Genomic DNA, 26160 nt, shown 5'->3' on the forward strand with positions numbered 1-26160 from the left:
GATTTCGAGAACCTGTCGCGCAACGCGCTCGCATTCCTCAAACTGGCGTCTATCCGCCTAATGCTGCGAAGGCTTTGTTCAAATTGAACAACTTTCCGGACCGACTCTAAGACTGCCAGATATCGGCGAACAAAGCGCCTCGAGCGTCGGTCATAGGCGCCATGGTGGTCTCCTTCCTGGGATGGCGGCCGCACACCCTGCGCGACCGCCCGGCTCGATTATGCCGCCTGCGGCCACGCGAACTTCTGCATCGGCTTGTCCACCGGCGTATCTGCGAGATGGTTGGTGTAGTTCGACATCACCTTCTGCGAATAGCCGAGGATCACCTCGAGGATATTTCGCTTGGTGAAGCCCGCATCGAGAAACGCCTGAACCTTGCCGTCATCGACGTTGCCGCGGTCGCGCACGACGCTGAGCGTGAAGTCCCGCAGCGCTTCAAGCCGCGCGTTCGGCAGGGGCGTCTTGTTGCGCAACGCGTCGCTGATCGCATCGTCCACACCCATGTTCTTGGCGATGCCCGTATGGGCGGGAACACAGTAGTGACAGGCATTCTCGACATTGACCGTCTGCCAGACCACGGTCAGCTCGTCCTTGTCAAAGCTGGAGTTCACGAACAGCTCGTGGACCTTCTGGTAGGCCTCCAGCAGGCCAGGCGCCTCGGCCATGACCGCGTGCAGCCCCGGGATCCGGCCGAAAGCGGCCTTCGATTTGGCGAGCAGCGGCTTGCTGTCATCGGGGGCGGTGGTCTCGTCGTGCAAGGTGAAATCGGTCATCATCATCTCCTGGTTCATGATCGCGTTGTGCCCGTGGATGGAACGAGAGCCCTGTCGTTGGACCCTTGATCGGGTCCGCTGCAGATAATCGGTATTTGAGTGATTACTCAATAGAAAATTGAGCGATCACTCAAACTTGATGAATGACTGCACGACAGCCCGCGACAGGAACGGAAAACGGCCTTATCTAGCAAACCATGACACGCGCACGACCCTATGATCGCGAGACCGCACTTGATGCGGCGCTGAACCTTTTCTGGACGAAGGGCTATCACGCCACGTCGCTCAAGGACCTCGAGGCCGCCCTGACGATGAAGCCGGGCAGCATCTACGCGGCCTTCTCAAGCAAAGAAGCGCTCTACCTCTCTGCGCTCGAACGGTATTTCCTCCGGAACCGAGACGCCTTCCGGGCGACGGTCGACGCGGCGGCCTCGCCGCTTCAGGGGCTGGCCGATCATCTGCGGAAGCTGGGTGGGACGCTTGAGGGCGATTCGGAGTGCCGCGCCTGCATGCTGGTCAAGACGCTGCTCGACACGACGGCATCGGAAGCCACGATCGCGGCGGCGGCGCGGCGCTATCTCGATGCGCTAAGGGCGGAGTTCGCCGCTACTTTCGAGCGCGCGAAATCGAGCGGCGAGCTTCCCGCCGATGCCGATTGCGACCGGCTGGCGCGGCGCTATCAGCTGGACATCGCCTCGCTCCGGATCGAGGCCCATCGCGGCACCGATCCGGGCGAACTGGCTACCCTCGCCGAGGATATGGCGCGGGCACTGGAGCAACTGCGCCTTCGGCCGAATTGATCCCGGCAGCGCGCCGCCGTCCTCTAGCGGCCTGCTGCGTCGGGCAAACGATCTATCCCGACGGCCCGGGCCAGCGCCGGGACGCCGTCGATCGCCTCGATCTCGGCCATGGTCAGCCGGATGCCGAATTCGGCCTCCAGCGCGAAGACGATCCGCACCAGGGCAAAGGAATCCCAAGCCGCGATCTCCTCAGTGCGGGTCGCGGGCGTGATCGCCCCCTTATCGACGCCGAGCACCTCGGCAACGATCGCGGCGACGCGGGATTCGATGTCGCTGTCGGTCATGATCGTCACGATTGCCTCGTCCCTCGTCTCAGTCATGATGCCTCGCCGTCGCTCGTGTCCGTCATGATCCCGCGCGCCCCGTCGACGATCGTCAGCCCCGTGGGAGCCGCCACGCCAGGCGCCTCGGCCGCCGGGTCGAGGTCGAGCACCCAGCGGTTACCCTCTTGGCCGAACCCGGCCTCGGCGAACAGGCCCCGCGCCGGGCGGTTGCGTTCCATCGTCTCGACCGTCCCGACCAGATGGCGCGCGCCCGCCGCCGCCGCGCGCCGGCAAAGCACCGCGAGCATCGCCGTCTCGACGCGCCGCTGCAATGCTCGGCAGGAGAGATAGAGATTGCGGATGACGACCGCCTCGCCCGCGTGGTCGGCGAGCACCAGCCCGACGATGCCGTGACCGCCGAAGACGTCGTCGAGCCGGACGAGAAAGTCGAGGAAATTGCTTCGCTGGCTGAGTTCCATTTCGTTGGGCCGCTCGGCGGTGAGCACGAACTGGTTGACCCGCCGCGCCAGTTCCGCCGCGCGCGGCCGGTTGGCGGCATCGAGCCGCAGGATGGTGAGCCGGGTTTCGAGGCGTTCCAGAAACGCCGCCGCGTCGGGCTCGGCCGCGCGCAGGCGTTCCACGTCGGCCCGGCGCTGATAGAGCCCGGCGCGGGTTTCGGCATCCCCGCCCGGCCGTTCCCCGGCGGCCAGCAGCGGATCGGCGAGCAGCATCGCCGCGAAGCTATCCGGGTCGGCGAAGCGCCGGACATCCATCGCCGGAAACCGCGCCGCGACCCGCGCGCAATTGACCGGATCGTCGTCAATGAGGAGCGTGTGTTCGGCCGCCAGCCCGAGCTCCTCAAGAACCCGCGCGACCAGATCCGCCTTGTCGGCCCAGTCGACCGCCAGGGCGGAGAAGCGCGGAACGCGGGATGGCGCGTCATGGGCGAGATCGGCAAGCGCTTCCCGCGCCACCTCGGCCTCGTTCCGGCTCGCCGCCGCGAGCACCAGACCGCGCGCCGCAAGGGCTGCGAGCGCCGCCGCGTAATTGGCGTGCAGCGCCAGATCGGCGGTTTCGCCGGCGACGCCGCGCCACAGCGTATCGTCGAGGTCGGTGATCAGCAGCTTCGGCGCGCTGCCCATAATCCGGGCGGCAAAGCCGGCGGCGGTGTCGGCGATGGCGTCGGCGCCGTGCTGTGACGGGATGGTGCCGAGGCTGGCGGCAAAGCGCGTATCGAACAGCGGCGCGTCGCCGGCGAGGTCCGGCGCGACCGGACAGGCAAAGACGCCTGCGCCGGCGTCGCCCTTCCCGCCCGCGTCCGTCTCGCCGATGATGGCGACCGAGCATTGCAACGTTTCGGCGAGGCTTGCCCCGACCCGCGCGGTTTCGTCGTGAACGGCTTTCGCGCCTGTCGCGGCGATGGAGAGGATGGCGCCATCAAAGCGCCCTTGCCCGGCCTCGTCCCGCGCCCGTCCGGCGGCCTCGGCCAACCCCTCGACCGCGACGGTCTCCAGATCGAAGCCGGCGATCGCCAAGGCAAGCCGCAGCGCGTCGTCGATGGCGCGCGGCTGATAGGAGGTGACGAGGAACAGCCGCACCGGGCGCAGCGTGGCGTCGACGCCGGCTTCACGGAGCAATGCCGCGGCGCGGGCGGTGCCGAGCCGTTCCCGCGCCTCGCGCAGAACCCGCGACAGGGCGCCGCGTCCCGCATCGGCCGCGCGGATGATGGCGCCAGCGTCGGGCGGTGCGGCGGTCGGCGCGAACGCCCACCAGGATGGCGCCTGGCTATCCCTCGGCATCGCGATGCGCGGTCACGGCTGGAGCGGCTCGATCTGCCGGGTGACGTAGCTGCGCTCGACCAGCCCGTCAGGGCAGAGACGGCGGGCGATCTCGTCGATCGTCGCATCCTCGTCCATGTCGGGATTGCAGAGGAGCACGTCGACCAGCACCATCTTATATTCCGGCCAGGTGGTCAGCATAATGTGCGACTCGGCCAGAAACACCACCAGCGTGATGCCGTGGGGGACATAGCGCTGGGCATGCTCGCCGATGATCGTCGCGCCGCCGGCTTTCGCCCCGGCGAGCGCGGCGTCGCGCAGCGCCAGCTCGTCCTCGATCGCGGCCGAACAGTCGCGCATGTCGGCGAGGACTTGGCGTATTCGCATGATTGCACCTTATGATTGCGAGGGCGAACGCCAGCGCCGCCATCGGCCCTTTTCAATTCGCTCGGCTCGCTATAGTCACGCGCCATGCGGGCCGCAACCCCGCGCCACCACCCGCGCGCGGCCGTCGCGCGGCCCCACTCGACGACCGGAGCGCCCCCGCCATGGCCGACCGCCCCCCCGCCCCAGCCGACCCGAGCGGCCTCGTCCTGCGCGAATTTCGCCTCTCGGATATCGAGTCGGTGGCCGGCTTCGAGGCCGCCATCGCCGTGAAATCCTTCGCCGACGAGGCGGTGACCGATCCAGCGCACTACCGCAAGAAGCTGACCAAGCTGATTAAATATGGCGGCGACTGGACCAAGGTGGCCGAGCAGGGCGGTCGCCTCGTCGGCTGGGTCTGGGTGGCACCGCGCCAGAACTTCATCACCGGCGACACTTACGCCGACTTCCGCTCGATGTATGTGGATGGCGAGCGGGCCTGCCCCACCGCCGCGATCGCCCTCTTGCGCGCAGTCCTCGATCATTGCCGGGAGGCCGGCTACACGCGCATCGTCGGACGCACGGCCAGCTCCAACGACGCGATGCGCGCGCTCTACCGGTTGGCGGGCTTCGAGGAAAAGCACATCGTCTACGAGATGGACATCGCACCGGGTTCCGGCCCCGGCATCTCGGGACGTGCGCTTGGCTGACATGTAACCTAAGGTTGTTATCAGACTGACACCGTGCCATCCTGTCCGGCGACGACGGGAGGCCGGAGATGAAGCGGTTCCTCTACCACGACCTGATTGTCGCCGGGAACTGGTGCAACCTGAAGTGCCGCTATTGCACCAGCGTCGCCGACGCGGGCGACTTCGGCGAGGCCACCTCGGCGTCGGCAAAGCGACGCGGCGCGGCAATCGCAATCCCTAATGTCCTGGACATGCTCGACGGGCTTCGCCGCCATGTCGACGCGCCGGTGATCAAGGTGAGCGGCGGCGAACTTTTCCTGCTGGCCAATGCCACCGATTTCGTCGCCGAACTGTCCGCGCGCTACGCCCATGTCCAGGTGCTGACCAACGGCACCGAGCTGACGCCGGCGATCGTCGAGCGCCTGTCCGGCCTCGGCAATGTCGGCTTCAACCTCTCGCTCGACGGCCACACGCCGGAGATGAACGCTATGCGCTGGCGCTCGTCTCGGCTCGGCGAGCGGGTGATGGCGGCGCTCGACGCGGTCGCGGTCGTCGGCCGAACGCTGGAGATCACCATGGTGGTGAGCGATGCCAACGCGGCGCATCTTTGCGACTTCCTGGCGTTCCTCGCGACGCTGCCCTGCCGGGTGGTGCTGATCCCGATCCCGGTGCGCGGCGTCCATTCCGACCGGTTGTTCGGCCTGGAAGCGCGGCGGACCTTCGCGGAGGTCCTGCGAAGCCTGCCCGGCGCGTTTGCCCCGGTGCTCGGCCCGGCCGCCTACTACCACCGGCTGGCGGATTTTCTCGATGGCGAGGACGGCGTTCGGCGTCACCGCTGCCATCTGACGGCCGCCGCCGTGCAATTGTTCGACACCGGCGCGATCACCCCCTGCCCGGTCGGCTGGACGGCCGAGATCGCCAATGTCCGCCGCGACGGGATCGACGCCGCGAGCGCGGTGATCGGCGAGCACAAGCTTTATGATCTGATGCAACGGGACCCGCCGCGGGTGCCTGTCTGCCGCAGCTGCTTCAGCCAGGCGGATGTCCTCAATCTCTATCTCGACGGCGCAATCGATCTTGCGGAGCTGGCGGTCATGCCGCTCTTCGCCGCGCCGGCGGCACGGCAAAGGCTGGTCGAGCTAAAGACCGCCCGGATGCGAGCGCTTCAGGCGCCCGCCAAAGCCCGCGCGAGATTTGACTCGACGGTAGTAGGATCGGGCGCGGCCGGATCGGGCGCGGCGGCAGCCATGGCCGTCGCGGCCGATCGGTAGACCGCCAGGCTGGCTCCAACGGCCAAAAGCCGCGCTGCCGCGTCGATCGTGTCGCAGGTCGGCAGCAAAGTCAGCACCAGACAATCGGCGAGCCAGGGCGGGCGGGCGTTTTCACCCTCGTCGCGCCCGGTATCGCCCGCGACATGGCGGCAGAGTTCGTCGGCCCGTTGCCAGTCGCCCTCGTCGCAGGCCCGCAACATCGCCGCGAACAGCGCCGGACGCGGCGCCAGCGCCACGGCGAAATCCGCCAGCCGTCGCAGCCGCGCCGGCTCGACGTCGAATGGCGCGCCGCCTGCCCCACCGTTCTCGAACAGCACCACGGCGGCGCCGGTCGCCGCGATCAATCCCTGCACGGTCCGGTTGCGCATCAGCCGGTCGGCGAAGAACAGCCGGGTTCGCGGCGACAGGCGGCGATCGGGGTCGGCGCGTCTGGCCACTTGGCGCAGGTCGAGCGACTCGAACGCCAGGCTGGCGAATGTGTCGGGGATCGTGAAAGGCAGATAGACCAGCGCCAGCGCCATGCCGGCCAGCTCCGCCCCGGCGCCCGGCGCCGCCTGGGCAAGCCGTTCCGCGCAGATATCGAGGCGTTTCTCCTCGCTGTGCAGCAGACCCGCCAGGGCACCGGCATCGAAGCGCGCGCTGGCCAGCGCCTCGCAGCCGGCGGCGAGGACGCCGAGTTGCCAACCGTCGCGCTCCGATATCAGATCCGAAAAGACATGACCCCGATCGACGATCTGCTGCTTGGCCGCGAATTCGCGCAGCATCGAACGGCCCCAGGCGCGCCGGAGGCGATCGGTCTGAACCGGAATCATCGAACCGTAGGCCTCATGCCGTTACGCTATCTCTGGTTGTATATCGAAGCAACCACAGATAGTATTTCCCTAGGATGTGTCGGAGGAATGGGTGAGCGGCATGGAAACCAATCAGGACGGGATCGCGGCGCGCGCGCTGGAGGATCAACTGGCGCAAATCCTCGAAAGTCTCTGCGCTGCGAACGAGATGGTCCGGCGGGACGCCGATCTGCGCACCGACAGTTTCGGCGCGATCGGGCTGACGTCCGTCGATTATCTGGAGTTCATCCTCAACGTCGAGATCGAGTTGAACATCGACGTGCCGGACGAAGCGCTGATGGACCCCGCCCTCGCCTCCGTGCGGCTCTGGGCCGACTATCTCGCCCGGCACCGCGACGAACTGGCGACGCCGTTGGTCGGCGCCGCGACGGCCTAGATGCCCGGCGCCCCGCTTCGGGTCGCCCTCGTCGGACCACGCGAAGACCCCTTCGCCGACGATCCCGACCGCGAACACCGCGAGCGGATGCTGCGCAGCTTCGAGGAGATCTGCCGGGACATCGTCACCTTCGGCACCGACTACACCCTGTCGCGCGAGTTTCTGGGCATCGAATATCTGGCGGCTACGCTGCGCCGGGAAGGCCGCCAGGTGGCCGTCGTCGGCGCCGGCAATGAAGGGCTCGACGACAAGGCGCTGATCGACCGGCTCACCGCCTTCGCGCCCGATATCGCCGGCTTCTCGCTGCTCTACGATCTGCAATTGAAGAGCGCGCTGACCGCCGCGCGGATCCTGAAACGCGCAAGGCCCGAGACATTCATTGTCTTCGGCGGACCGCTGGCCTCGGCGATTTCGGTGCTGCTGCTGGAAACCTTTCCGTTCATCGACGCTATCGTCGAGGGCGAAGGCGAAACGGCGATCGCGCGGCTAGCCGACGCTGTCGAAGGGCGCTGCGCGCTGGAAGCGGTTCCCTCGCTCGTGCGCCGGTCGGACGGCGGCATCGTCAAGCAGCCCCGCGCGATGCCGGCCGACCTCGACACGCTGCCGCATCCCGCCCGCGACATCATCGCCGCGATCCGCCAGCGCGGCCTGCCGGTGCCGAGCGCCTATCTGACGACCTCGCGCGGCTGCAAGGCGTTCTGCACCTTCTGCACGGTTCCGAACATCGTGCGCGGCCTGAAGGACGGCGTCTACCGGATGCGCGACCCGCGCGACGTCGTCGACGAGATCGAGGCGGTGACGCGCGACCACGGCGTGACGCGTTTCTACATGGCGGACGATAATTTCCTCGGCTATGGCGAGGCCAGCAACCGGCGGATGCTGGCCTTCGCCGACGAAATCCTGGCGCGCGGCCTCAAGATCAACTTCCATGCCGAATGCCGGGTCGATTCCCTCGTGCCCAAGACGCTGGTCCGGCTGCGCGAGGCCGGATTCGACCAGATCCTCTTCGGCCTGGAATCCGGGTCGGCCAAGACGCTGAAGCGTTGGGCGAAGGGCCAGACCGTCGAGCAGAACGAAGCAGCCGTGGCGCTGGCGCGGGCACTCAAGCTCGACCTGATGCCGAGCATGATCCTGCTCGACTGGGAGTCCTGCCTCGACGAGGTCGAGGAGAGTATCGGCTTCATCGAACGTACGCGCCTGTGGCGCTCGAACCAGCCGCTGTGGCTGGTCAACCGGCTGAAGGTGCATTGCGGCACCGCCGCCGCCAGGCGCCACGACAATGTCCGGGGCAAGCCGGATTTGCCGCCGGTGGACGCCGACGACGCGGTCAGCCTAGCGCGCTGGTGCGCCGCCGCGACCTATCAGCGAACGCCGATCGAAAACCCTCACGTCGCGGCATTCTGGTCGGCGCTGAACGGTGAGGTGAACCGCTGGTCGGTGCTGATCGACGAAGTGCTGCCGCCGCTGCTCAAGACGCTACGGGAGACATCGCGCGGCGGCGACCGGGTCGACGCCCTGGCCCGCATCAAACGGATCGCGACGTTCCGGCGCTCCGTCGGCGGCGCGCTCGCCGGGCTGATGCGGCGACTGGTCGACGCCGCGCAGGAACAGCAAAACGCCGGCCATCGTACCGAAAGCCTCGACAGCGTCGCCCGCCGCTTCGTCGAGGGGTTCGAGACCGAGCTGTTTCCCGAGGGGCTCGACGCCTGGCTCACGCCGAAGCCGACGGGACTGGTGGCGATGCCGGGCGCGGCCTCGCGGCCGCCAGCGCGACCGGCCGAGGCCATGCCGGCGGAGATCGGCTAGGCGAATGGGCGCGCCCGACCTCGCGGTGATCGTCCCGACATCAGTCAAGCCGGAGCGGCTCGTGCTGGCGCTGCATTCGCTGATCCCGCAGACGCTTTGTCGGGGTCGCTTCGAGACCATCGNCGTCCCGACATCAGTCAAGCCGGAGCGGCTCGTGCTGGCGCTGCATTCGCTGATCCCGCAGACGCTTTGTCGGGGTCGCTTCGAGACCATCGTCGTTGCCGACGGACCGGCCCCCGGCACCGAGGCGGCGGTGGCCGTGGCCCGCACGGCGGGGCTGCCGGTCCGCCTCGTCCGGACACCAGCGCTTGGTCAGGCGGCGGCGCGCAATCACGGCGCCGCGCTGGCATGCGCGCCGGTGCTCCTGTTCATGGATGACGACGTGCTGCTGTCGCCGAACTATCTTGCGACCGCCCTCGCCCATCTTGCCGACGAACCGAACCGCGTGGTCCGCGCGCCGGTCTATCTGCTGCGCTATCTGGCGCCGTTCCGCGATCCCGAGCGCGGCATTCGCTATGACGGGCGGGCACTCGATCCCGGCGCGGCAATGACGCGGCGTCTCGTATCCCGCCGGGCCGTCATCGTCGACTGGCCGTCGATCGCGCGTCAATGCGTCCACCGCAACCGGTTCGAGCGGCTGGTGAGCGACACGCTCGCCAACGGTCCGGCCGCCCATCGCTGGCTCGGCTATTCGGGGTCCGGCGTTGCGCTCGCAAAGCCGCTATTCGAGGCGGCGGGCGGTTACGACGAGGGCTTCGGCTTTCGCTGGGGCGCGGAGGCGATCGAACTCGGCTACCGGCTGATGCGGCTCGGCGCGGAGTTTCGCGACGCGACCGGCATATTCTCGGCTCATATGGACCACCCGCGCGGTGCTTCGCTCGACAGTTTCGCGGCGAGTTTCGACCGTTTCTTCGACAAACACCGCGACCCGGCGATCCGCGCGGTCGAGCGGCTGATTCTCGGCAGCGACCGGCTGCCGGGCAGTCTGTCCGCCTCAGGCGCCATACCCGCGGTCGAGGAAGTCTGATAGCCTGTCGCAACCCGCCGCGAAAATCTTCGTCTGGTTCGCCGTCGAAATCCGCACCCAATAATCGCTGGAATCCTCGCGATCGTGATCGGCGAAGACGCTCTCGGTGTAGAAGTCGAGCCCGGCGTCGTCGAAGGCGTGGCGCGCGAAGGCCCATTCGCCGAGACCCGCGTCGAATTTGACGCAATGGTTGAAGCCCGCCGGCGCGGCGATCACCGATCTCAGCCGGTCGCCGAGCCGGCCCTCGAACGCCCGCCAGTTGGCGGCGCAGATGGCACCGGTCGCGGCCAGATCGGCTTCGTAACGGCGAAACGCTTGCGGCCAGTCGACGGCCGCGTCGAGAAAGGCCCAGAGATCGCCGGGCCGGGCAAAATCGTCGGAGTATGGCGAGAACAGCCGCAAGTAGCGCCCGGCCCGCCGCGCCACGCGCGCCACCATGTGATCGATCGCCGCATCGTCTTTCGGATCGCCCAGCACGAACGAAGCATCACGGACCCGGCGCGCGGCGGCCCGCAGCACCATGTCGAGAACGAGGGCGCTCGCCCCGGCGTGGACCGGCGACCAGAGGAGCCGTTCGTTGTGGCGACGGACGAAGTCGACCACCGGCCGGTCGGCGATCAGCCAGCCGGCCCGCAAGCCGGCGAGGCTGCGCGACTTGGAGAACGAGTTGATCCAGATCAGCCGCTTCGGAAAGGCCTCCATATTCTCGGGAAACGGATGCGGCCGCTCGGTCTCGCCGGGATGGGCGAGATCGGGCACCTCGTCGAACACCAGCCAGCTTCCTGTGGTCGCGACCGCCGCGATGACGGTGTTCAGTTCCTCCACGCCGTAGACCTCGCCGGACGGGTTGGTCGGCTGGGTCAGCACGACGATGTCCGGGCAATGCCTGGCGACGAGCGTAACGGCCTCCGTCGCGCTCGGCAGGATGCGGTCGGGTTCCTCGGAACAGCAGGTGCGGTAGGCAATCCGGTGTTCGTCGCAGATGGTCGAGAAGTAGCTGTAGTTCAGCCCGAGAACGAGCGCCGTCCGCGCGCCGGCGATGTCGGCGAGATAACGAAAGGCGAAGGCGAGCGCCCCGGTCGCGCCGGCGGTCATCGCGATATTGGCCGGCCCGATCGCGCCAAAGGCGGAGGCGCCGATCCGCTCGTGGGTCTCGAAGGCGATGGCCGCGACGACGGCGGGCGCGCCGCCGGGCGCGGTATAGTTTTCGACCAGCATCCGCTCTTGCAGCTCGCGGGCGGCGATCTCGAGCAGAACCGACGGAGCCTTCAGATGATTGACCCCGGAGGAGAGGTAGCGGACGCCACCATGGCGCCGCACGGCAGCGGCCCGGCGCGCGGGATCGTAGAAATAGGCGTTCGCCCGCTCCAGCGATCGGTAGGTCACGGCGGAACCCGGCCCCGCTCGGCCGCGGCAGGATGGTTCGGCGATTGCAGCGCCAGCACCTCTTCGAACCGCACCCGGCGGGCGATCAGCCGCTCCTCGTCGCCGTCGACGAGGATCTCCGGCGGCCAGTCGTGGCCGAGGAAGTTCAACGGGCTCGCATGTTTGCCGTAGGCGCCGCAGCCGGAAAAGACGATGAGGTCGCCCGGCGCAAGGGCTGTCGAGAGCAACACCGCGCTGGCCAGCCGGTCGGTCGGCGCACAGAGCGGACCGGTGAGTTCCGTCGGCTCGCTGTCGCCTCCCTTCCTCGGCGGCCCGACGACGGCGACCGGCCGCCGCAAGAAGCGCAAGGTGCCCGACACCACCATCAGATGGTGGATGCCACCGTCGAGCGCCGCAAAACGCCGCCCCGCGGTGCGTTTCACCGCGACGACGCGGGCGAGATAGCGGCCGGCCGGCCCGGTGACGTATCGCCCCATTTCAAAGCCGAGTTGCGGGGGTGGACCGCCGCCGCAGATCGTCTGCATTTCGGGTCCGCGCAGGAAAGCGGTGATCGGATCGAGATCAAGAGCGGAATCGTCGGCATAGAACGGCGCGCCGAAGCCGCCCCCGAAATTGATGAAGCGCGGAGCAAACCCCTTCGACAGACGCCGGACCGCTTCGATGAAGGTCGCGAAGCGCCGAATGAAATCGGCTGCGTTGAGCGATCCCGACGTCGGATGATTGTGAAACCCGACGATCTCGACCGGCGCCAGGCGGTCCCGGGCACCAAGGATCGCGGCGGCGGTCGCCTCATCCATGCCGAAAGACGAGGCGCCCGCCCAGTCGCCGCGCCGCGCGCCGGCATCCTGCGGCAGATCGAGCCGCAAAACCGCTGTGGCCGGGCGCTCCAGCCGCGCCGCGATCGCCGCCAGCCGTTCGATTTCGCCCCGCGACTCGATCTGGATAGCGTAGATGCCAACCTTGACCGCCGCCGCCAGATCGTCGTCGGTCTTGGCCGGTCCCGACCAGACGATCCGTTTCGCCGGGATTCCCGCCGCCATCGCCAATGCCAGCTCGCCCCTGGAGGCGACCTCGGCCCCAAAGCCGAGGCCTGCGAACAGCCCGACGATGGCAGGATTCGGATTGGCCTTGACCGGGTAAAAGAGTGTGGCTCCTTCAGGCAAAGCCGCACGCAACCGCCCGGCGGCTTGCCGCATGACAGCCGCGTCATAGACGAAACAGGGCGTGCCATAGCGCTCGGCGATCTCTTCGAGCCGAGCGTGCGACAGGTTGGCGGCGCCCCCTCCGGCCGCACCGGCGCCGGCATTCGGAATGTCGGGCAACTCGGCCATAGCCGACCTCATGGTTCGCGAACGCTTCACGTTACACAACCATAGGATGCGTCATCAAGACGTCCGTCAACCTTTCGGCCGACGCCTGACCCATGGCCGCGGCGGTGCCCGTCGTTCCTCGCTCAGATCGAGCCGGCCTCGACCATATAGTTGTTGGCGGTGCACATCGCGGCGTCGTCGGAAGCAAGGAACAGGACCATCCGCGCGAGATAGACCGGCTCGATCAGATCCGGCAGGCATTGCCGGGCGCGGTGTTTTTCAATTGCCTCCTCGGTGACCCACAATTGCTTCTGCCGCTCGGTCATCACCCAGCCGGGCACCACGGTGTTGACCCGGATTCGGTGCTTGCCGAGGTCGCGAGCGAAGGAGCGGGTCATGCCGTGGACGGCGGCCTTGGCGGTCGTATAGGCCGGCATGCCACCACCCGCCTCCCACCAGGAATTCGATCCCATATTGACGATCGAGCCCTTGCCGGCCGCGATCATCCCCGGCGCGACCGCCTGGATGGCAAACAGCATGTGGCGCAGATTGGTGGCGATCCGCTCGTCGAAATACTCCGGCGTCAAATCCTCCCAGCCGTGCCGGTCGTCGCGGGCGGCGTTGTTGACGAGGACGCTGGCGGGGCCATGCGCCTCAGCCAGCGCGGCAAAGGCCCGTCTCAGATCGGCGATATCGCGCAGGTCGCAAGCCTGGAAGGCGACGGTCCGGCCATCGGCGACCAGTTCGTCGGCAAGCGCCTCGCCCTTCCCCCGGTCGAGATCGACGAAGCCGATCTTCGAGCCTTGCGCGGCGAAGACGCGGACCATCTCGGCGCCGATACCGGAGGCGCCGCCGGTGACGATGACGCTGGCGCCCTCAAGGCTCGGATAGCTGGCAAAGCGCATGGAATTCCCCGCTTGGTTTGACGAAAATGAGAGACGCTTCTGGCCGCTTTATCCCCGAAACGGAAGCAGAAATCGAGCCACGACCGGTTTGCGAACGTCCAAAGATAACAGGTGTTCGCCCGGCCCGGCGACGCGGCGTCAGGCGTGCGAAAACGCGCCGGGGTTCCTGCGCCAGACCGAAAGACTGAGGCCAGCGGCGATGCAGACCCAGATGAAATATGGAATCAACAGCAAGCCGGCGACGGCGTCGATGGACCAGAACAGCGCGATGTTCGCCGCGATAGCCATCCCCAGCAGCGTGATATCGACAAATGCGAGATCTGGCCGGTGCAGGCCGAAGAACAGCGGCGACCATGCCGCGTTGAGGACGAGTTGCACGGCGTAGAGGATGAAAGGGAGCGCCGCCAGGCCAACCGTCTCGTAGACCCGCCAGCCGGCGATCGCGATCATCAGGTAAAGTGCCGACCAGACGACCGGAAAAGCCCAGTTCGGCGGCGTCCAGGAAGGCTTGTCGAGACGACGATACCATGCGCCCGGCTTGAAGATCATGCCGCTAAGGCCAGCGGCGCATACCAGCGCCAGAAACCCGGCGAAGCTGACGATGTCTGCGAAACTCATGAAATATTTCCGTTGCGCGCTGGCATTCTGCCTGTCCTATTTAGGCGCCGCTTCAGCTTGGGACACCACCGTCATGCAACGCCTTCTCCTGATCCTTTCGTCGCTCGCGGTCTTGGCGCAGCCGGCATCGGCGCAATCGAAAGACGCCAAGGCCGACCTCGCAACGATCAGGACGTGCCTCTCCGACCAGGTCGACGATCCCCGTTCCTGTATCGGAACCGTCGCCAATCCCTGTCAGGGCGCTCTCGGCGGCGCCTCGACGATCGGCATCGATACCTGCCTCGGGCGCGAAACGGCGGCCTGGGACACCCTTCTGAACAAGAGCTACAAGATCGCGGTCGCCTCCGCCGAAACCATGGATAAGCGGTTAGTGAGCGACGGCATTTACGAGCCGGGTGTCGCCGCCGCCCTGGTGAAGGCGCAGCGCGCCTGGATCGCCTATCGCGACGCCGAGTGCGATCGTCGCTACGAGCTCTTCAAGGAGGGAACGATCCGCACGAACATCGCATCGGATTGCCTGCTGGAGCTCACCGCGCAGCGGGCGATCGAATTTCGTGGGGAGGAATAGCGGGGCCGCTGAACGGCGAATTTCAGCCGTCCGCCTGCGCCGGTGCGCCGGCGCCTCAGTGCGGCGAAACGTCGACCTCGGCCATCATCGCCCGAACCTCGCGCTCGCTTCTTTGAAGAACGCGGAAGGCCTCGTATTTCGCCGCGTGGAAATCCGCCATCGCGCCGTGTGCCGGGTCGATGACGTCGCCGACGCGGCACATGGCGGCGGCGGCCTCCTTCAGGCTCGGCTGCTCGCCGGATGCCACCGCGCCCAGCATGGCGCTACCGAGCAGCACCGGCTCGCCGGTGACCGGAAGCACCACCTTCAGGCCGGTCGCGTCCGCCAGAATGCGCCGCAGCAGCGCCGAACGCGCCGCGCCGCCCGAGACGACGATGGTGCCAAGATCGACGCCCTTCTCCCGATTGGCCGCGACGATCTGGCGGGTGCCGTAGCAAAGTCCGCAAAGCCCGGCGACGAACAGCCGGACCAGACCGTCGGCGCCGCTGTCGAGCGTCAGTCCGGTCAGCACCGCCGTCGCCTTCGGGTCGGCCTCGGGCGAGCGGTTGCCGAGGAATTCGGGGACGATGTGAATCTCGCTCGCCAGCCTGGCCGCATCTTCCAGCGAGCCAGCCATTTGGACCGCGCGGGTTTCGAGATAGTCGAGCACCGGGAGACCCGCGCCGGCGGCGGCTTCCTTGGCTGCCGGAAACGCCGGGTGCATGGCGACGAGATAATCCAGCGCCGCGCCATAGGCCGACTGGCCGCCCTCGAGCAGCCAGTAGCCGGGCAGCAGCGCGCCGTAATAGGGCCCCCAGACCCCGTCGACGAAGGCCGGATCGCGGGTCAGTGCCATGGCGCAGGATGAGGTGCCCATGATCAGCGCCAGTTCCCCGGCGGGGTCCGCGGCGCCATTGGGACCGGCGCCGCCCAGCGTGCCGACGCCGCCGGCATGGGCGTCGATCAGCGGCGCGCCGACCGGCGTGCCGGTCACGAGTCCAAGTTCGGCGGCAGCAGCTTCGGTCAGGCCCGAGCCGAGGGGCGCGGCAATGTCGACGATGGACGCACCGATGCGGGCGAAGTCATCCTCGACCAGCTCGCCGAGGCCAATGGTCTTGAAGTAATCCGGGTCCCAGCGCGCTTCGTGGGCGAGATAGGTCCATTTGCAGGTCACCGTGCAGACCGAGCGGTCGCGGCTGCCGGTCGCCCGCCAGGACAGGAAGTCGGCGAGATCGAAGAAGTCGCCGGCAGCGGCGAACACCTCCGGCTTGTTCTCCTTCAGCCAGAGCAGCTTCGGCGTTTCCATTTCCGGCGAGATCGCGCCACCGACATAGCGCAGCACCGGATGTCCCGTCGCGTTGATCCGCGCGGTTTGCTCCATTGCCCGGTGGTCCATCCAGACGATGACGTTGCGGGCCGGATCGTCGGAGGGGCCGACCGGCAACGGCTTGCCGCCCTTGTCGACGACGACCAGCGAGCAGGTGGCGTCGAAGCCGAGGCCCTTGATGTCGTCAGGCGCGGCGCCGGCCTTGTCCATCGCCTCGCGAACGCTGTCGACCACCGCCTGCCAGATGTCCTCGGAGGATTGTTCGACGACGCCGCCATCCTCCTGCCAGATGCGGATAGCGCGCTTGGCCGAACCGAGCAGCGTGCCGGCCCCGTCGAACACGCCGGCGCGGGCGCTGCCGGTCCCGACATCGACCCCGATGAACGCGCTCATGACGATCCCCCCGGACGCTGACAACCTCGCACCCCACCACGCCAATGGCGCGAAGGGGTGCGAGGCTCAATAGCCCGTTCGGTCCGGGAGGAAAAGGCCGGCGCGGGCTAGGGCGATCCGCCCTGCCAACGATGGCGGTGGTCTACCAGCAGGTGTAACCGCCATCGGCAAGGACGATCGAGCCGGTAAGAAGGCTCGCGGCGTCCGAGGCGAGGAAATGCACCACCGACGCGATTTCCTCGGGCTGGCCGACCCGCCCCATCGGGGTCATCTCGAGCCAGACCTTGTACATATCGGGGTTCTCGTCCATGCCGAACTTGGTCAGCGGCGTCTCGATATAGGTCGGCGCAACGGCATTGACGCGCACCCCACGGGCGCCCCATTCGGCCGCGAGCGACTTGGTCAGATGATGCACGGCCGCCTTGGAGGCGTTGTAGAATGCCTGCGGCTGCGGCTTGTTGACGATGAAACCGGACATCGAGCCGATATTGACGATGGCGCCGGAGCCGCCTTCCAGCATCTTGCGGCCGAACTCGCGGCAGCACCAGAACAGGCCGTCGACATTGACGTCCATGTGGAAGCGCCAGTGCTCGTCGGTCGTGTCCTCGGCCCGCACGTCGGATTTCGCGACACCGGCATTGTTGACGAGGATGTCGATCCGGCCGTGCTCGGCGAAGACCTTGTCGGCGAGTGCGGCAACATCGGGGGATTTGGTGACGTCGAGCGTCGCGCCCTGGGCCTTGATGCCCTTGCCCTTGAGACGGGCGACGCAGGCCTCGACTCGGTCCGCCGCCATATCGGCGACGACCACGGTTGCGCCGGCCTCGCCGAGCGCCGTGGCGCAGGCTTCGCCGATACCCTGTCCGGCGCCGGTGACGACGGCGATCTTGCCGTCGAGCTTGAGTTTTTCCAAATACATCCGATGCACTCCAGGATGATGGTCGGGAATGACCAGTGACGGTCGACGCCTGCCGGTCGGATCATTGGCGACGCGGTCTTGCGCTCGCTATTCAGCGGATCGCGAGACCGGTTTCGTCGAAGCGATGAATGCGGCCCTCTTCGGGCGTGATCCAGACGGGGTCGCCGTGGCTGACGCGATAATCGCCGCCCGAACGGGCGGTGATGGCCGTGCCGTCATCGAGCTTGACGTGAACGAAGGTGTCGGAGCCCAGATGCTCCGAAACGCCCGCCTTGCCCCTGATGCGACCGCTATCGGGCGAGATCGTCAGATGCTCCGGCCGAAAGCCCATCGTATGGGCGTTGTGCTCGGCGGCGATCGGACCGGTCAGGAAATTCATCTTCGGCGAACCGATGAAGCCGGCAACGAACAGGTTTTTCGGATTTTCATAGAGCTCGAGCGGCGAGCCGACCTGCTCGACATTGCCGCGATTGAGGACGACGATCTTGTCGGCCATGGTCATCGCCTCGACCTGATCGTGGGTGACGTAGATCATCGTCGTCTTCAACTGGGCGTGCAGTTCGGACAGCTCCAGCCGCATGTTGACCCGCAGCGCCGCGTCGAGGTTGGACAAAGGCTCGTCGAACAGAAAGCCCTTGGGCGCCCGCACGATGGCGCGGCCGATGGCGACGCGCTGGCGCTGGCCGCCGGACAGTTCGCGCGGCTTGCGCTGCAGATAATCGGTGAGGTTCAGCGTCGCGGCGGCGGCCCTCACCTTTTCGTCGATGACGTCCTTCGTCTCGCCCGCCATCTTGAGCGGAAAGCCGATATTCGCCGCCACGCTCATATGCGGATAAAGCGCGTAGGACTGGAACACCATGGCGAGTTCGCGCGCCGCTGGCGGCACGTTGGTGACGTCCTTGCCGTCGATCTCGATCTTGCCGCCGGAGACGTCCTCCAGACCCGCGATGAGACGCAAGAGCGTCGACTTGCCGCAACCGGAGGGGCCGACGAAGACGACGAACTTGCCCTCTTCAATCTCGAGATCGAGGCCGGGGATGATGACGGCGTCACCGAAGCGCTTCTGGACGTTGTGGAGCGTGATGGCACTCATTGCGAAACTCCTGTCGGGGTCCTCGTCATTTCACCGCTCCGAAGGTCAGGCCACGCACCAGCTGCTTCTGCGAGAACCAGCCGACGATGAGGATCGGCGCGATCGCCATGGTCGAGGCGGCCGAAAGCTTGGCGTAGAAATTGCCCTGCGGGCTGGAGAAGGACGCGATGAAGGCGGTGAGCGGCGCCGCGTCGGTGGTCGTCAGGTTCAACGTCCAGAACGCTTCGTTCCAGGCGAGGATGACGTTGAGGAGAACCGTCGAGGCGATGCCCGGCAGCGCCATCGGAGCCAGCACCTGGGTGATCTCCTTGCGCAGCGACGCCCCGTCCATACGCGCCGCCTCGAGGATCTCGCCGGGGATCTCCTTGAAGTAGGTGTAGAGCATCCAGACGATGATCGGCAGGTTGATCAGGAACAGGACGACGATGAGGCCGATGCGGCTGTCGAGCAGGCCGAGATTGAGGAACAGCAGATAGACCGGAACCAGCACGCCGACCGAGGGCAGCATCTTGGTCGACAGCATCCACAGGAGCACGTCCTTGGTGCGCTTGGTCGGGGAGAAGGCCATCGCCCAGGCGGCGGGAATGGCAACCAGCAGGCCGAGGATGGTCGATCCGACCGCCAGGTAGATCGAGTTCATCATGAAGTGGAAATAGTTCGAGCGGGACTGGACCTCGACGTAGTTTTCCGTGGTCCACTCGAAGCCGAGGAAGGTCGGCGGGATCGAGATTGCCGCCAGCTCGGTCTTGAACGAGGTCAGGAAGGTCCACAGGATCGGAAAGAAGATCAACAGCCCCACCGCCCAGGCGGCTATGGTGACGACGATCTTGCGCTTGGTGCTGACGCTGCGTGCCATGAGATCAAGCCTCCAGGTTCTTGCCGATGAGGCGGATGAGGAAGATCGCGACGATATTGGCGAGCACCACGGCGACGATGCCGCCGGCGGACGCCGCGCCGATGTCGGAATTGAGCTGCGCCAGGCGATAGACGAGATAGGTGATGTTGGTCGATTGCGACCCCGGCCCGCCGCTGGTCGTCACCAGGATCTCGGCGAAGATCGACAACAGGAAGATGGTCTGGATCAGGATCACCACGGTGATCGCCCGGCTCATATGCGGCAGGGTGATGTAGAAGAAGATCGAGAGCGGCCCGGCACCGTCCATCTCGGCGGCTTCCTTCTGGTCCTCCGACAGCGACTGCAGCGCGGTCAGAAGGATCAGCGTGGCGAAGGGCAGCCACTGCCAGGCCACGATGATGATGATCGAGGTGAGCGGATACTCCGACAGCCAGTCGATGGGCGGCAGGCCGAGGGCACCGAGGAACTGGCCGATCACGCCGTAGACCGGGTTCATCATCATGTTCTTCCACACCAGTGCGGCGACCGTCGGCATGACGAAGAAGGGCGCGATGACCAGCAGGCGGACGATGTTGACACCGTAGAAGGCCTGGTCGAGCAGCAGCGCGACCAGGATGCCGCCGCCGACGGTGATAACGAGGACGCCGAGCACCAGGATCAGCGTGTTGGCCAGCGCGGTGAAGAATTCGGGGTCGGACAGGAAGTAGGTGTAGTTGGCGAAGCCGACGAAGGGCGCGCTGCCCGGATTGAACAGGCTGTAGTTCAATGTCGAGAAATACAGCGTCATCGCCAGCGGCACAATCATCCACAGGAAGAGGACGATCACCGCTGGGGCCATCATGAGCCGTGCCGCGGATTTCGTGTGCAAGGTCGCCATGAGAATCACCCGAAGACGGCCGGCTCCCAATCGGGAACGCGCGCGATTTCGACGCAAGGGGCGGCGCGACGCGCGGTCCCTCGTTGCGGATCAAGAGCGGCGGTTCCTGCCGCGATTCACGCGCTGCAATACGCGGCCACATGGACCAAAGGTGCCGGCCGACGCCAGAGCGCCGGCCGACTTTACCCAATAATATTACTTAGGGTAACCCGCACGGGTCATTTCACGCTCGGCCTGGCTCTGCGCCGCGGCGAGCGCCTCGTCGACCGTCTTGGACCCAGAGAGGGCGGCCGCCATCTGCTGGCCGACGGCGGTACCCAAGCCCTGGAACTCGGGGATCGCCGCGAACTGCAGACCGACATAAGGCTTGCCCTCGCCCATCGATGGATCGGCATTGTTGATCGACTTGAGCGTCTGTTCGGCGAAGGGCGCCGCCTTCAGATATTCCGCGTTCTCATAGAGCGAGGTGCGGGTGCCGGGAGGCACGTTTGCCCAGCCTTCCTTTTCGGCAACGAGCTCCAGATAGGCCTTGGAGGTCGCCCAGCCGATGAAGGTTTCGGCCGCCTCGGTCTTCTGCGAGCCAGCAGGGATCGCCAGTGACCACGCCCACAACCAGTTGGCGCCTTCGTTCGGGCAGTTCTCGATGCCGCAGGGCGGCGGCGCGAAGCCGACCTGGTCGGCGACCTGGCTCTGCTTGGGATCGGTCACGAACGATGCGGCGACCGTCGCGTCCATCCACATACCGCATTTGCCCTGGCCGAACAGCGACAGCGTCTCGTTGAAGCCGTTCGACGCCACACCCGGAGGTCCCGAATTGGTCAGCATGTCGACATAGAGGCCAACCGCCTTCTTCCAGCCCTCGCTCTCGAATTGCGGCTTCCAGTCAGCGTCAAAATAGCTGGCGCCGTAGGAGCGGGCCATGTGGCCGAGGAACGCCATGTTCTCGCCCCAGCCCGGCTTGCCGCGCAGGCAGATGCCGTAGACGCCGGCGTCCTTGTCGGTGATCTTCGCCGCCGCGTCGGCGATGAAGTCCCAGGTCGGCTTCTCGGGCATCTCCAGCCCGGCCTTCTCGAACAGATCCTTGCGATAGAGCGTCATCACGCTCTCGGCATAGAACGGCGCGGCATAGAGTTTGTCGTCGGTCGACAGCGCCGCGCGGATCGGCGGAAGCAAGTCGTCGACGTCGTAATCGGCGCCGAGATTTTCCAGTGGAACCAGCCAGTCGTTCTTCGACCAGATCGGAACCTCGTAGGTGCCGATGGTCATCACGTCGAACTGGCCACCCTTGGTGGCGATGTCCGTCGTCACGCGCTGACGCAGGATATTCTCCTCAAGCGTCACCCAGTTCAGCTTGACGTCCGGATGCGCCTTTTCGAACTCGTCCGTCAGACCCTGCATGCGGATCATGTCGCTGTTGTTGACAGTGCCGATCGTCAGCGTCGTCTGCGCCTGCACCGAAGTCGTCGCGAAGGCGAGCAGCGACACCGCGCCCGCCAACATCGTCCGAAAAGTCATGAAAGCCTCCCAGCTTCGAAATTGAGCAATTGACCATTACGCGGGCAATTTCTCACTTCACGTCAAGCGATGTCAAATCAATTGCGTGGTGCGGCGCACCAATTCGACATGCGGCGACGCGCCCGTCCGCTTGGGCCGGCAGGCATCTTGACGCGACATGCGATGAGGAGAGTGAAGCTTCGCCGCGCGCTCAGGAGTCGAGCAGGCGGCGGGCCGTCGCTTCGTCGGTGATGAGTCCGTTGACGAGTTTGCCGTCCGCAGCCGCCCGGATCGCGGCGGCCTTCGCCGGCCCCATGGCCACGCCGATCACCTCGCAATGGGTGGTGGAGGGGATCGGTGCGCTGGCGACACGGGCGTTGAACGGACAATCGAGGATGCGACCCTCGGCATCGAAAACCCAGCCGACGATTTCACCGATGCCGCCGTCGGCGATCAAGCTCTGACGATCTTGCGGGGTAATGAAACCATCGACGACGAGCGGCGCCTCGCGATCGAGCTCTCCGATCCCGACAAAGGCGACAGACGCGCCGGCGGCGAGCGACAGCGTCGATTGCACGACCGTCTGGCCATGCAGCAGGGCCCGCTCCTCGGGCGAGGAGACGACCACGGGTAGCGGCATCGGATAATGCGGCGCCCGCACCCGGTCCGCCATGGAGAAGATGACGTTATAGACCGAGGCCGAGCCGTCCGGTGCCACATTGCCGGTCAGCGAGACGATGCGGTGCTGACGGCAGGTCATGGCCGGGAGGTTCTCGACCGCCGCCTTCAGCGTTCGCCCGGTTCCCATCGCGACGACCAGCGGCTTTTCGCCGCGAAGCCGCCGCTCCATCTCCGCGGCGCACGCCTCGGCAATCCCCAGCGTCGTCGACCCCGACGCCGGATCGGACGGCACCACCTCGACCAGCCCGAAACCGTAACGCGCGCGCAGGGCGGCGGCGAGTTCCAGACAGGCGGCGATCGGATGATCGATGCGCACCCGCACCAGACCGGCGCTGATCGACAGCGACACCAGGCGCTGGGCCGCCTGACGCGAGATCCCGAGCTTGGCGGCGATCTCCTCCTGGGTGTTGCCCGCGACATAATAGAGCCAGCCAGCCCGCGCGGCATCGTCCAACCGTGATCCATCGTCATCGCGCGTCCGCGCCATAGGCCTCGCCTCCCAGCCGCACCTGTTTAAGGCGACAGGCGGGCAATAGGCAAATACAATGAGCAATTGCCCACGGCCTCTCATTGCGGCAGCAGCAGCGGGTGCCCAAGGCCGCGGCATTCTGCCCAAGTCCCGCGCATTTGCCGATCTTCTGGCCGTCAAGGCTTGATTTTCCGGGGTTCCGCTTTCTCTCTAGGGGGAACCCGACTGGAGGATGCCGGTGGAACCGTTCGACGAAATGCTTTTAGGGCCCGACCAGATCCGCGAACCCTACGGCCGGTTCAACCAATGGTTCCGCGAACAGAATGTCGAGGAACTGGTGGCCAAGGCCAACGAGGCGGAGGGCTTCTTCCGCCGCACCGGCATCACCTTCAACGTCTATGGTGAGGACGAGGCAGCCGAGCGCCTGATTCCCTTCGACCTGGTGCCGCGAATTATCGCCCGCGCGGAATGGGAAAAACTGGCGGAGGGAATCGAGCAGCGGGTCCAGGCGTTGAACGCCTTTCTGCACGACATCTATCACGACCAGGAGATCGTGAAGGCCGGTAAGGTGCCGGAGCGGCTGATCGTCGGCAATGCGGCTTATCTGCCGCAGATGGAAGGCTTTAGCCCGCCCGGCGGCGTCTACACCCACATCATCGGTACCGACATCGTGCGGATCGCGGAGAACGAGTTCTACGTCCTGGAGGACAATGCCCGCACCCCGTCCGGCGTTTCCTACATGATCGAGAACCGGGAAACGATGATGCAGATGTTTCCCGAGCTGTTCGCCCAGAACCGGGTGCGCCCGGTCGAAACCTATCCGCATCATCTGCGTCGCTCGCTCGCCGCCGTCGCGCCCGCCGCCTGCGACGGCCCCTGCACGATCGCCATCTTGACGCCGGGCATTCACAATTCGGCCTATTACGAACACGCCTTCCTCGCCGACCAGATGGGCGTCGAGTTGATCGAAGGCTCCGACGTCAAGGAGATCGACGGGCGCATCCAGATGCGCACGACCGAAGGCTACACGCCAATCGACGTCCTCTACCGCCGCGTCGACGACGAATATCTCGATCCCAAAGCGTTTCGGCCTGATTCCATGCTCGGCATCCCCGGCATCATGGAGGTCTACAAGAACGGCGGCATCACCATCGCCAACGCCCCCGGCACCGGCATCGCCGACGACAAGGCAATCTATTCCTACATGCCGGAAATCGTCGAATTCTACACCGGAAAGACCGCGCTGCTGGAGAACGTTCCGACCTGGCGCTGCGCCGAGGCCGATAGCCTCGCCTATGTGCTCGACAATCTCCAGGACCTTGTCGTCAAGGAGGTTCACGGCTCCGGCGGTTACGGCATGCTGGTCGGGCCGGCTGCCTCGAAGGCCGAGTGCGAGGCCTTCGCGGCCAAGCTGCGGGCGCGGCCCGGCAATTACATCGCCCAGCCGACGCTGGCGCTCTCCACCGTCCCGATATTGGCCGACCAGGGGCTGTCGCCACGCCATGTCGACCTTCGCCCCTTCGTCCTCGTCTCCGACAAGGTCCGGATCATCCCCGGCGGGCTCACCCGCGTGGCGCTCAAGCAAGGCTCGCTGGTGGTCAATTCCAGCCAGGGCGGCGGCACCAAGGACACCTGGGTACTGAGGGACTGATCATGGCATTACTCGGACGCACCGCCAACGGCCTGTTCTGGATGTTCCGCTACATCGAACGCGCCGAAAACATGGCTCGCCTCGTCGACGCCGGGCAGCGGCTCTCGCTCACCAACCTGTCGGCGGAACCGGACGAATGGCAATCCGTGCTGGTCTCGGCCGGTGTCGAAGCGGCCTATCGCGCCAAGCACGCCGAATTCGACCCAGACACCATCGTCGATTTTCTGCTGCGCGACCGCGACAACCCGTCGAGCGTACGCGCCTCGATCGAAACCGCCCGCACCAATGGCCGAATGGTGCGCACCGCCCTCACCCGCGACCTGTGGGAGACACTGAACGAGAGTTGGCTGATCATGAAGGCCGAGCTAGAGCGACCGATCGATCCGCGGCGGCTGCAGACGGTCCTCGATCTCGTCAAGCGCCAGACAGCGCTGATCCGCGGCGCCTTCTATGGCACAATGCTGCGCAACGAGAGCTTCGACTTTTGCCATCTCGGCGCGTTCCTGGAGCGCGCCGACAATACCGCCCGCATCCTCGACGTGAAGTACTGGGTGCTGTTGCCCGAGCATTCCTCGGTCGGCTCCTCGCTGGACAATTTCCAGTGGACGTCGATCCTGCGCTCGGTCTCGGCGCACCGTTCCTACGCCTGGGAGTACGATGCCGACTACAAGGCGGTGAACATCATCGACTTCCTGATGCTGAACCGGCGGCTGCCGCGCTCGCTGGCCTATTGCTACGACTGCATCGAGGAGAGCCTGAAATATCTCAACCGCAATTACGAGGTGCAGCACCCCTGCTATCTGACGGCGGGTGCGATCAAGCAGCGTCTGGCCGACAATTCGGTCAAGGAGATCATCGACGGCGGCATGCACGAGTTCCTGGAAGCCTTCATCCTCGACAACAACCGCCTCGCCGGCGAGATCGCCAAGAGCTACCGGTTTTATCCGTGATAATCCGGCGAAAGCCTATCAAATTTGAGTTATGCGTGGCCCTCCCATCCCCCCCTCCGGTTGCACGCCAACAGGCGCAGCAGCCAATTCTGCGGTGCGCTTCGGTTGCAACGGCTTCCGCAACGCATGGCTAGCGTCCTGCTTGGCTTGGTCGAAATCGCGCTTGAGAATAATTGGCCTTTCCGCCTTTATCGCTTTCCCAAAGGCCAGAAATTCAAATCGACCAAGATTTGGGATGAGACGAGTATGCTGAGAGCTGTAGACGCTTTCAAGAAAGTTTAGGCTGGTCTGATCGATGAGGCTATGAGTAAGGAAAGTATTGCATTGCGATAGTATTGTTTTGCTGACGAGCGCTGTCCGCTGACTAATCACCAAAAGGCCCACACCGTATTTCCTCCCCTGCAACGCTATCTGGCCTATGCGGCTTACAACGAATTGCGTATCTGAATCAAAACCGGAACCGAATATTTCGGGAACAATGGTATGAGCCTCTTCAAGAACGATTAGAACTTGCCGCGCACGGCGATTATCGCGCGCCCATTCCATGATGGTGGAAAGATACAATTCCGTAAGCCTAAGAGTCGGTCCGGAAAGTTGTTCAATTTGAACAAAGCCTTCGCAGCATTAGGCGGATAGACGCCAGTTTGAGGAATGCGAGCGCGTTGCGCGACAGGTTCTCGAAATCCT

General features: G+C 65.8%; 26 protein-coding genes. 9 read left to right on the forward strand and 17 right to left on the reverse strand.

All coding sequences use genetic code 11. From position 1 onward, the window contains the following. Positions 1–218: 218 nt before the first annotated feature. Positions 219–773, reverse strand: a complete 555-nt coding sequence (locus VQ045_RS18185; protein WP_331831110.1) for a carboxymuconolactone decarboxylase family protein — start codon at positions 771–773, stop codon at positions 219–221. A gap of 197 nt (positions 774–970) precedes the next feature. Between VQ045_RS18185 and VQ045_RS18190 the strand changes: the two genes are divergently transcribed. Continuing rightward, on the forward strand, positions 971–1573 hold the full coding sequence (locus VQ045_RS18190) for a TetR/AcrR family transcriptional regulator (protein ID WP_327623985.1): 603 nt from the start codon (positions 971–973) through the stop codon (positions 1571–1573). A gap of 23 nt (positions 1574–1596) precedes the next feature. Here the strand turns inward: VQ045_RS18190 and VQ045_RS18195 are convergent, their stop codons facing one another. The 3 genes from VQ045_RS18195 to VQ045_RS18205 are packed head-to-tail and all read right to left on the reverse strand — an operon-like array spanning position 1597 to position 4001. Further along, entirely contained in the window at positions 1597–1893 is a 297-nt protein-coding gene (locus VQ045_RS18195) for an acyl carrier protein (protein ID WP_331831111.1), read from the reverse strand. Then, entirely contained in the window at positions 1890–3635 is a 1746-nt protein-coding gene (locus VQ045_RS18200) for a hypothetical protein (RefSeq protein ID WP_331831112.1), read from the reverse strand. Before VQ045_RS18200 ends, VQ045_RS18195 begins: the two co-directional genes overlap by 4 nt. Positions 3636–3647: 12 nt before the next feature. Further along, complete coding sequence (locus VQ045_RS18205) at positions 3648–4001, reverse strand: S-adenosylmethionine decarboxylase family protein (protein WP_331831113.1); 354 nt, start codon at positions 3999–4001, stop codon at positions 3648–3650. 161 nt (positions 4002–4162) lie between these two features. Between VQ045_RS18205 and VQ045_RS18210 the strand changes: the two genes are divergently transcribed. Beyond that, complete coding sequence (locus VQ045_RS18210) at positions 4163–4687, forward strand: GNAT family N-acetyltransferase (protein WP_331831114.1); 525 nt, start codon at positions 4163–4165, stop codon at positions 4685–4687. Between the two features lie 68 nt (positions 4688–4755). Beyond that, positions 4756–5937, forward strand: coding sequence for a radical SAM protein (locus VQ045_RS18215; protein ID WP_331831115.1), 1182 nt, complete (start codon positions 4756–4758; stop codon positions 5935–5937). Here VQ045_RS18215 and VQ045_RS18220 read toward each other — a convergent pair. Then, a complete protein-coding gene (locus VQ045_RS18220) occupies positions 5832–6749 on the reverse strand; it encodes a hypothetical protein (RefSeq protein WP_331831116.1) in 918 nt (305 codons plus the stop codon). The genes VQ045_RS18215 and VQ045_RS18220 overlap by 106 nt on opposite strands. A gap of 91 nt (positions 6750–6840) precedes the next feature. Between VQ045_RS18220 and VQ045_RS18225 the strand changes: the two genes are divergently transcribed. From VQ045_RS18225 to VQ045_RS18235, 3 genes are read left to right on the forward strand one after another with little or no spacing between them, the layout of a single operon-like run. Next, on the forward strand, positions 6841–7164 hold the full coding sequence (locus tag VQ045_RS18225; RefSeq protein WP_331831117.1) for a phosphopantetheine-binding protein: 324 nt from the start codon (positions 6841–6843) through the stop codon (positions 7162–7164). Next, positions 7165–8970: a B12-binding domain-containing radical SAM protein gene (locus VQ045_RS18230; RefSeq protein WP_331831118.1), complete on the forward strand. Its 1806-nt coding sequence runs from the start codon at positions 7165–7167 to the stop codon at positions 8968–8970. 4 nt (positions 8971–8974) lie between these two features. Continuing rightward, complete coding sequence (locus tag VQ045_RS18235) at positions 8975–9997, forward strand: glycosyltransferase family 2 protein (RefSeq protein WP_331831119.1); 1023 nt, start codon at positions 8975–8977, stop codon at positions 9995–9997. Here the strand turns inward: VQ045_RS18235 and VQ045_RS18240 are convergent. The 4 genes from VQ045_RS18240 to VQ045_RS18255 all read right to left on the reverse strand — a co-directional run bounded on the left by VQ045_RS18240 (position 9965) and on the right by VQ045_RS18255 (position 14216). Continuing rightward, the gene (locus VQ045_RS18240; RefSeq protein WP_331831120.1) at positions 9965–11383 is read right to left on the reverse strand and encodes a pyridoxal phosphate-dependent aminotransferase; all 1419 of its coding nucleotides are present in this window, start codon (positions 11381–11383) and stop codon (positions 9965–9967) included. The two genes, VQ045_RS18235 and VQ045_RS18240, sit on opposite strands and share 33 nt — an antisense overlap. Beyond that, positions 11380–12714, reverse strand: a complete 1335-nt coding sequence (locus VQ045_RS18245; RefSeq protein ID WP_331831121.1) for a hypothetical protein — start codon at positions 12712–12714, stop codon at positions 11380–11382. Before VQ045_RS18245 ends, VQ045_RS18240 begins: the two co-directional genes overlap by 4 nt. A 122-nt stretch (positions 12715–12836) precedes the next feature. Next, positions 12837–13598: an SDR family NAD(P)-dependent oxidoreductase gene (locus VQ045_RS18250; RefSeq protein ID WP_331831122.1), complete on the reverse strand. Its 762-nt coding sequence runs from the start codon at positions 13596–13598 to the stop codon at positions 12837–12839. A gap of 138 nt (positions 13599–13736) precedes the next feature. After that, positions 13737–14216 (reverse strand): TspO/MBR family protein, encoded by a 480-nt coding sequence (locus VQ045_RS18255; protein WP_327647699.1) that lies wholly within the window; start codon positions 14214–14216, stop codon positions 13737–13739. Between the two features lie 73 nt (positions 14217–14289). Between VQ045_RS18255 and VQ045_RS18260 the strand changes: the two genes are divergently transcribed. After that, positions 14290–14784, forward strand: coding sequence for a lysozyme inhibitor LprI family protein (locus tag VQ045_RS18260; RefSeq protein ID WP_331831123.1), 495 nt, complete (start codon positions 14290–14292; stop codon positions 14782–14784). A 55-nt stretch (positions 14785–14839) separates the two neighbouring features. On the opposite strand, the gene VQ045_RS18265 is transcribed toward VQ045_RS18260, so the two are convergent. The 7 genes from VQ045_RS18265 to VQ045_RS18295 all read right to left on the reverse strand — a co-directional run bounded on the left by VQ045_RS18265 (position 14840) and on the right by VQ045_RS18295 (position 22890). Beyond that, positions 14840–16483: an FGGY-family carbohydrate kinase gene (locus tag VQ045_RS18265; RefSeq protein WP_331831124.1), complete on the reverse strand. Its 1644-nt coding sequence runs from the start codon at positions 16481–16483 to the stop codon at positions 14840–14842. 142 nt (positions 16484–16625) lie between these two features. Further along, complete coding sequence (locus tag VQ045_RS18270) at positions 16626–17402, reverse strand: SDR family NAD(P)-dependent oxidoreductase (RefSeq protein WP_327647696.1); 777 nt, start codon at positions 17400–17402, stop codon at positions 16626–16628. Positions 17403–17493: 91 nt separating this feature from the next. Beyond that, a complete protein-coding gene (locus VQ045_RS18275; RefSeq protein WP_331831125.1) occupies positions 17494–18495 on the reverse strand; it encodes an ABC transporter ATP-binding protein in 1002 nt (333 codons plus the stop codon). Between the two features lie 25 nt (positions 18496–18520). Continuing rightward, a complete protein-coding gene (locus VQ045_RS18280) occupies positions 18521–19351 on the reverse strand; it encodes a carbohydrate ABC transporter permease (protein ID WP_327624002.1) in 831 nt (276 codons plus the stop codon). A 4-nt stretch (positions 19352–19355) separates the two neighbouring features. Continuing rightward, positions 19356–20228 carry a carbohydrate ABC transporter permease gene (locus VQ045_RS18285; RefSeq protein WP_327624003.1) on the reverse strand — a complete coding sequence of 291 codons (873 nt, stop codon included), beginning with the start codon at positions 20226–20228 and terminating at the stop codon, positions 19356–19358. A 195-nt stretch (positions 20229–20423) separates the two neighbouring features. After that, positions 20424–21743 (reverse strand): ABC transporter substrate-binding protein, encoded by a 1320-nt coding sequence (locus VQ045_RS18290; RefSeq protein ID WP_327624004.1) that lies wholly within the window; start codon positions 21741–21743, stop codon positions 20424–20426. A gap of 190 nt (positions 21744–21933) precedes the next feature. Beyond that, on the reverse strand, positions 21934–22890 hold the full coding sequence (locus VQ045_RS18295; RefSeq protein ID WP_327624005.1) for a sugar-binding transcriptional regulator: 957 nt from the start codon (positions 22888–22890) through the stop codon (positions 21934–21936). A 238-nt stretch (positions 22891–23128) separates the two neighbouring features. On the opposite strand from VQ045_RS18295, the gene VQ045_RS18300 reads away from it, so the two are divergent. Both VQ045_RS18300 and VQ045_RS18305 read left to right on the forward strand, forming a co-directional pair. Beyond that, positions 23129–24523 carry a circularly permuted type 2 ATP-grasp protein gene (locus VQ045_RS18300; protein ID WP_327624033.1) on the forward strand — a complete coding sequence of 465 codons (1395 nt, stop codon included), beginning with the start codon at positions 23129–23131 and terminating at the stop codon, positions 24521–24523. A 2-nt stretch (positions 24524–24525) separates the two neighbouring features. Next, the gene (locus VQ045_RS18305) at positions 24526–25473 is read left to right on the forward strand and encodes an alpha-E domain-containing protein (RefSeq protein WP_327624006.1); all 948 of its coding nucleotides are present in this window, start codon (positions 24526–24528) and stop codon (positions 25471–25473) included. 18 nt (positions 25474–25491) lie between these two features. On the opposite strand, the gene VQ045_RS18310 is transcribed toward VQ045_RS18305, so the two are convergent. Continuing rightward, positions 25492–26037, reverse strand: a complete 546-nt coding sequence (locus VQ045_RS18310; protein WP_331831126.1) for an ATP-binding protein — start codon at positions 26035–26037, stop codon at positions 25492–25494. Positions 26038–26160: the final 123 nt, after the last annotated feature.

Origin of the sequence: Aurantimonas sp. E1-2-R+4 (assembly GCF_036549515.1) — a bacterium.
Classification (GTDB): domain Bacteria; phylum Pseudomonadota; class Alphaproteobacteria; order Rhizobiales; family Rhizobiaceae; genus Aurantimonas; species Aurantimonas coralicida_A.